At 70.7% G+C, this 6,682-nt stretch carries 6 protein-coding genes; 2 read left to right on the plus strand and 4 right to left on the minus strand.

From position 1 onward, the window contains the following. The 3 genes from K4S16_RS44110 to K4S16_RS44120 form a co-directional block, all read right to left on the minus strand. The coding region (locus K4S16_RS44110; RefSeq protein WP_200842485.1) for a hypothetical protein at positions 1–1,795 on the minus strand (1,795 nt) is incomplete at its 3' end. After that, positions 1,792–3,201: a M20/M25/M40 family metallo-hydrolase gene (locus tag K4S16_RS44115; protein WP_160161249.1), complete on the minus strand. Its 1,410-nt coding sequence runs from the start codon at positions 3,199–3,201 to the stop codon at positions 1,792–1,794. The genes K4S16_RS44110 and K4S16_RS44115, both read right to left, overlap by 4 nt. Before the next feature lie 194 nt (positions 3,202–3,395). Next, entirely contained in the window at positions 3,396–5,030 is a 1,635-nt protein-coding gene (locus K4S16_RS44120; RefSeq protein WP_200842486.1) for an ABC-F family ATP-binding cassette domain-containing protein, read from the minus strand. 310 nt (positions 5,031–5,340) lie between these two features. Between K4S16_RS44120 and K4S16_RS44125 the strand changes: the two genes are divergently transcribed. Next, entirely contained in the window at positions 5,341–5,865 is a 525-nt protein-coding gene (locus K4S16_RS44125; protein ID WP_149265107.1) for a hypothetical protein, read from the plus strand. Positions 5,866–5,896: 31 nt separating this feature from the next. Here the strand turns inward: K4S16_RS44125 and K4S16_RS44130 are convergent, their stop codons facing one another. Then, the gene (locus K4S16_RS44130) at positions 5,897–6,268 is read right to left on the minus strand and encodes an ATP-binding protein (protein ID WP_160161250.1); all 372 of its coding nucleotides are present in this window, start codon (positions 6,266–6,268) and stop codon (positions 5,897–5,899) included. A gap of 145 nt (positions 6,269–6,413) precedes the next feature. Here K4S16_RS44130 and K4S16_RS44135 point away from each other — a divergent pair. Continuing rightward, positions 6,414–6,682, plus strand: a 269-nt coding sequence (locus tag K4S16_RS44135) for a helix-turn-helix transcriptional regulator (protein ID WP_149265109.1), incomplete at its 3' end; no start/stop codon positions are given.

Below are 6,682 nucleotides of genomic sequence, written 5' to 3' on the forward strand. Positions count from 1 at the left end.
TGAAGCCGCGGTCGGCGTAGGGGGATTCGCCGGTGAGGATTTCGCCGTCGAAGGTCTGGGTCGGGGTGGACAGTTCGGCGGGGATCGTGGCCTGCGGGTCGAAGGCGTCGGGGGCGTGGAGGTCGGCTACGAAGGCGTCGATCTCCTCCTCCGTCACCGACGCCATGAGGAAGACGTGGGCCATGTCGCGCGGCTTCGGGTCGTCCGGCCGCATGCGCATGGTGACCGTCGACAGCGACCACTTGGCCACCACTGCCGGGTTCGGCCGGCGGAACCGGACGGTGAGGCTCAGCGGAGTGTGGGCGATCCACAGGCCGCCGGGGCCGAACTTCGACGCCAGCCGTTGTTCCAGGCGGGTGAGCTTGTCCACCAGGTAGGCGGCCATGCGCTGGCAGTGCGTGCTGAGCGCGATCTGGCGGGCGTCGGGGTTCTGGGCGATGTGGTCCCACAGGACGATCGGCGAGAGGCCGTTGCGGGAGCCGGCGAACGTGGTGTCGAGCGAGCCGATGTACTCGGGGTTGTCCGGCGGCTGCATCTGGTACTTGATCTTGGTCATGAAGGCCCCGCACGGCCATGGCGCGCCCATCCACTTGTGCCCGCTGACCACGATGGACGCCACCATGTCCACCGACTCCTTCAGCGGCTTCTCGCCGGGGACGACGGAGGTCAGGCCGAAGTCGAACTCGGGGACGGGCACCTCGGGCTCGTACTCGTAGCGGGGGTCGCGGGTCGCCTTGTCCAGGAACGGGACGTAGGCGGCGCCGAGCGCGCCGTCCACGTGGATCCAGAACCCGCGCCGGACGTCGTGCCGGCCCTCCTCGTACTCCACCCTGCGCCGCACCAGCCCGTGCTCGGCGAAGATCGGCAGGAGGCGGTCGCAGACGCTCCGCACGTCGTCGTAGGCGCCCTTGAACGTGCTGCCGAAGTTCAGGCTGACGATGATCGGGTGGCCCTTGGCGGCGAAGAACTCGACCAGCGTCGCCAGCGCGGTGACGTCGATGGAGCCGGGCCCGAACGTGGAGTACTGCTCGTCGGGCGGGCCGCCGGAGGGCAGCGCGGACGGCACCTCGTCCGGCCAGGGGCCGCCGAGCGGGCAGTCGTCCGGGTACATGGAACGCCCCAGTTCGCTGAACGTCGGCAGGTTCAGCACCCGGACCGCCTTGGTGAACGAGTAGTGCGTGTCCTCCGAGTAGAAGACCACCGGTGAGTAGGCGTTGGGGTTCTCGCGCGGCACGGTCGGGGAGGTGTAGCGCACCGGCGCGCCCTTGTGGGCGCCCTCCTCCTCACCGAGCAGCCGCTTGCCGGAGAGGTAGTCGCGTGCGTTCCACAGCGCGTACATGTTGCCCTCGGTGGAGCCCATGCTCAGGACGTATCCCCAGCACGACTCCTTGTCCTTCGGGTCGTAGGGGGTCCCGTTCCAGAGCCGCGCGAGGTACGACAGCACCGCCTGCTCGACGACCTTGGAGTTGACCTTGTAGCCGCTCTCCTGGAACGGATCGCCGATGTTGTTGATGTGGCTGGTGAGGAACTGCCCGACGTCGAGCCGGTAGGCGTCCATGTCCTCGTTGACCTGGTAGCCGAGCATGTGGTCGCGCCGGTCCGACAGGTAGGCGGCCAGGCGGCGCAGCACCGTGTCGCGCTTGTCGGGCGGCACCCCTGTGCCGTCCAGGACGAAGTCCTGCGGGTCGGGGGCGAACGGCGGCGGCGTCCCCCAGACCTGCTGGCCGGGCCTGGCCCCGTCCTGCCAGGCGCGCTCGGTGTACTCGGTGGTGGGACGGCCGATGGTCTGCGTCATCGTGGATCTCCCTTCCGGGCGTGCATGCCGCTCGCCTTCAGCAGCAGGGCCTCCGCCTCCGTCATGGACTGGAGCTCGGAATAGCTGACGCTCTCGTTCGGAGCGTGGATGGCGCACGTGGGCTCCTCGCAGCCCCACAGCAGGATGTCCGCCTGCGGGTTGGCGGCGCGGAACGCGCTGGCCAGTGGGATCGCCCCACCCTGCCCGGCGTGCGCGACGGATTTGCCGTCGTACGCCTGCTCTAGGGCGACGTGGGCGTCCTTCATACGGGGCGTGTTGGGGTCGGCTGCGAACCCCGCGCCCTCGTTGGCCGGGGTCACCTCCACACGTGCGCCCCAGGGAACCACCTCCCTGAGCCGTGCGGTGAGCCCCTCGCGGGCCTGCTTGAGGTTCTGATGCGGGGACAGCCGGACGCTGATCTGCGCGGTGACGGACGGCCGCAGCGCGTTGGTGGCACCGGCCATGGGCGGGACGCCGTCCAGGCCGACGACGTTCACGGACGGCTTGCCGTACAGGCGCTCGGCGAGCGGGCCCGTGCCGATCAGCTGCACGTCCTCCAGCAGGCCGGCGTCGTGGCGGAACCGGTCGTCCGGCACGTTCGGCCACCCGAGGTCCTCCTTGTCCAGCCGGAGCAGGACGTCGCCCTGGTCGTCCTGGAGCGCGGCCAGCATGCGGACGAGGGCCATGAACGCGTCCGGCGCGGGCCCGCCGTACACGCCGCTGTGCACCGGGCTGTGGAGCGTGCTCACCGTGACGTCTACGGCGACCAGGCCGCGCAGGCTCGTCGTGATGGTGGGCTGCCCGCGCTGGACGTTCCCGGTGTCGGCCATCACGATCAGGTCGGCGGTGAAGCGGTGGTCCGCGCGACCCGTCTCGGAGGCGAGATAGTCCTCGAGGATGCCGGTCCCGGTCTCCTCCTCGCCCTCGATGACGAGCTTCAGATTGACGGGCATGTCCTTGCCGAACATCCGCAGCATGGCCAGGTGCATGCAGATCCCGGACTTGTCGTCGGCGGTGCCCCGGCCGTACAGCCGGCGGACCCCGGCGATCTCGTTCTCCGTCGCTATGAACGGACGGGTGTCCCAGCCGTCGCCCGGCGGCTGGACGTCGTAGTGCGCGTAGAGCAGCACCGTCGGCGCCCCGGCCACGGGCGGCGCAGGATGCTCGCCGTAGACGAGGGGCGTCGCCGTCCTGCCCTCGTGGGAGACCGCCACCTCCTCCACATGGGCGATCCCCGCCTGCTGGAAGAGGCGGACGACCTCATGGCGGGCGTTCTGGACGCCCTCCGGGTTCGCGGCGTAGCTGGGTATCTCGACGAGGCACGCCAGGTCCTGCCAGAGCCGTTCCATGTTGTCGTCGACCAGCGCGCGCACGCCACGCGTCAGGTCCGACACCTCGGTCGTCATGACTGCCTCTCGTCGGCTGGTCGTTACGTCAGGCTTGCCCGCCGTCTCCGCGTCCTGCCAGCCCTTCCCCAGCGTCATTGAAGGCCCCGAATCGCACAATCTCCGACGCATTGACCCATCGCGGTGCGCATTTACCGGAGAGTTCCCGCAGGTGATGCTCGGTGAGGACGGGGCCCGGCCGGGCCCCGTCCTCATCAGCCTTCCGAGCGTCCGATCTCCAGACGAGGCCAGTCGGCGAGGTCCCTCAGCAACTGCCGGTCGTGGGTGGCGACGACGACGGTGGCGCCGGTGGCGCGGATCGCGCCGGTCAGCTCGTCGACCAGCGCCGACGACAGGTGGTTGGTCGGCTCGTCAAGAAGGGCCAGGCCGGGCCGCCCGGCCAGCGCGAGCGCCAGGTCGAGGCGCCGCTGCTGGCCCTGCGACATCCGCGCGGTCGGCGTGCGCATCGCGGCGGAGTCCAGGAGCCCGAGCGAACCGAGCGGGACGATGTCGGCGTCGCGCAGCGCCCCGCGGGCCACCAGCCGCCCCACGTGCTGGTCGTACACCTCCCGGGCGGTGAGCTCCGGGACGTGCTCGACGGTCTCCTGCGTGATCAGGACGACACGGGTGCCGTTCGCCGTCCAGAGGCGTCCGCGGGTGGGCGGGAGAGAACCGGCCAGCACCGCGAGCAGCGTGGACTTCCCGGCGCCGTTGGGGCCGGTGACGAGCAGCCGGTCGCCGCCGTCCAGAGTGAGGTCGAACGGACCGGCCAACCGCCCCTCGACGGTGACGCCGTGCGCCCGCAACTGCGGTGCTCGCGACCGGATACCGAGGTCGGGCCACCGCAGGGCCGGCGGGGGCTCCGGGACGTCGATGCGGTGCGTCTCAAGGGCGTCCTGCCGCCGGTTCAGTGCCTGGACGACGCCCGGCGCACGGGACTGGCGCTGGTGCTTGCCAGTGCCCTTGTCCGGCCGCCAACCGGTGGACAGCCGGTCGCGAGCCTTGGACACCGCGTCCTGCAGCCGCCGGTGCTCGGCCTGCTGCTGCTCGTAGTCCTGCTCCCAGCGCTCACGCTCGCTCCGCCGGGCGTCCTGCCACGCGTCATAGCCGCCGGCGTAGAGGCGCGGCTTGCCGTCGCGGCTGGGGTCGAGATCCAGGAACCGGTCGGCGACGTCGCGCAGCAGCGCCCGGTCGTGGCTGACGACGGCGAGGCCGCCCTCGTGCTCGCGCAGCCGGCGGGTCAGGAAGTCCAGTCCGTCGGCGTCGAGGTGGTTGGTCGGCTCGTCGAGCAGCAGCACGTCGTGCCGGGCGGCGAGCAGGCATGCCAGCCGCACCCGGTAGCGCTGCCCGACCGACAGCGTCGCCAAGCGGCGGTCGCGGTCCGTGCACGCGCCGAGGGCGTCGAGGGCGACGTCGACACGGCGTTCGGCGTCCCACGCGTCGAGCCGGGTGGCGGCCTCCAGAGCCGCGGCATAGCGGTCGTCGGCGGACGGATCACCGGCGGTCACGGCCGTGGTCGCCTCGTCCAGCGCGGCGAGGGCCGCGAGCGGGGCGGCCACCGCAGCGGACGTCAGGGTCCCGACGGTCTCACCGTCGCGCGCCGCGAGCTCCTGGCGGGCCAGGCCGATCGTGCCCGCGCGGTGCACGGTGCCCTCGTCGGGCTGGATCAACCCGGCAAGAACGTGCAGCAGCGTCGTCTTGCCGCGGCCGTTCTCCCCGACGACGGCGATCCGGGACCTGGCCGACACGGTGACCGACACGTCGTGCAGGATGCGCCGCGACCCGCGGGTGACCGCGACGCTCTCGGCGCTGATGTGCGCGCTTTCGCCCGCAGGAACGGGCAGGGACATGTTCTCGGGAATCGGAATGAGGCTCAAAGGGTGCTCCGCAGCTCGCGATGGAGCCGGGCAGCAGCAGACCGCCGCCCGGCGGGATCCGGGACGGCGAGCGCGGATTCAGAAAGGGGAAGGCGCCGCCGTCAGCGGGCGCTGCGGACCTTCTGCGACCAGATGCCTCGTGCCATGCCGCTCACGCTACGCGGCATACCCCTGCCGCCTCCATCGAATAAAAACCGCCCCGCTCTCCCCGCATGCTGCGGGGAGGCGCCGTGGCCTTCCGGCGGGCGCGGCGGACCAGGCCGTCGGCCATAAGATCATCCGCGTGTCACCACAATTGCTCGGTTTGCTGATCGGTTCCGGCTTCGGAACGGCCTTCGTGCTCGCCAACGCGGGAGAGCCCCTCCCCGGGGCCGCCGGAATCGCGGTGCGGATCCTGGCGGTGCTGTGCCTGCTCGCGGTGGTGGTGACCGGCTTCCGCGGCGACCGGCGCGGGGGGACGGGACGCGGCGACGCGCGGCCAGGGTGGTTCGGGCCGCGGTTCGGGCTCGTGGTGGCCGCGGAGTTCGCGCTGATCTTCGGCGGGATCGCCGCGCTGCGGGCGCTGGACGCGCCCCAGGAGATCAACGTCGCCTGGATCGCGTTGATCGTCGGCCTGCATTTCGTCGTGCTGGCGCGGGTGTGGAAGAGGGGCTCCATCGCGGTGCCGGGGGTCGTGCTGACCGGTCTCGGGGCAGCGGGCATGATCATGGCCGCGGTGTCGTCCGTGGAATGGATCCCTTTCGTCAGCGGCGTCCTGTCGGGCATCACGCTGCTCGCAGGCTCGCTCTACGGCGCGATCCGCCGATGACCCGGGCGGAGGCCGAGGTACGGGCGAGGGGTCAGGTCGGCATGAGGGCCCAGACGACCTTTCCTTCGCCGGTGGCGGAGGGGCGGGTGCCGGTCTCTTTCACGTAGGCGGAGACGATGGCCAGCCCGCGCCCGTTCTCGGCCGTGAGGGACAGCGGGCGCGGGGACGGGAGCTCGGGGGAGGGGTCCCAACACTCCAGAAGCGGCGTTCCGTCCTGCAAGGCGCAGCGGAGGCGGATCTGCCGCCCGCAGGCCGCGTCCACGGCATTGGTGACGATCTCGCTCATGACGAGCGCCGAGTCGTTGATCAGGTCGCGGCCGAATCCCCAGTTCGTCAACGTGTACCGGACGAGCTCCCGGGCCAGCACGACGCTCGACGGCACGGCGAGCAGGGTCAGTCGCACCTCCGGCACACCATGCGCCGAGCTGGTGATTTGAAGATCGTCCATTGAGAGCCATCCCGAGTCGGCGGATTGTGCTCTCACTGTGAGTGATCATTCAGTAGCGTGTTGTGCATTGTTCGCCGGTCAATACACATGTGAGTGGCCTATGAGCGTGCGGGAGTCGATCGATCCGAAGTCCTCGCTCTGGGCCTGGCTGGCCTTTGACCTTTGGTTTCACCGCACTCAGCGAGGGCTCTCGCTCGCCCAGATGGCTCTGGTCGTGAAAGCGACGCGCGGGACCGTATCGAACTGGGAGGCCGGTCGGTTCCGCCCGAGTGATGTGTGTATGAAGCGGCTGGACGAGGCGTGGAACACCGGCGGCCACTTCGAGCGGCTGCACATGTTCGCCTGTGCCGGTCACGACCCCGACTGGTT

It is taken from the genome of Actinomadura sp. K4S16, from assembly GCF_008327685.1.
Classification (GTDB): domain Bacteria; phylum Actinomycetota; class Actinomycetes; order Streptosporangiales; family Streptosporangiaceae; genus Spirillospora.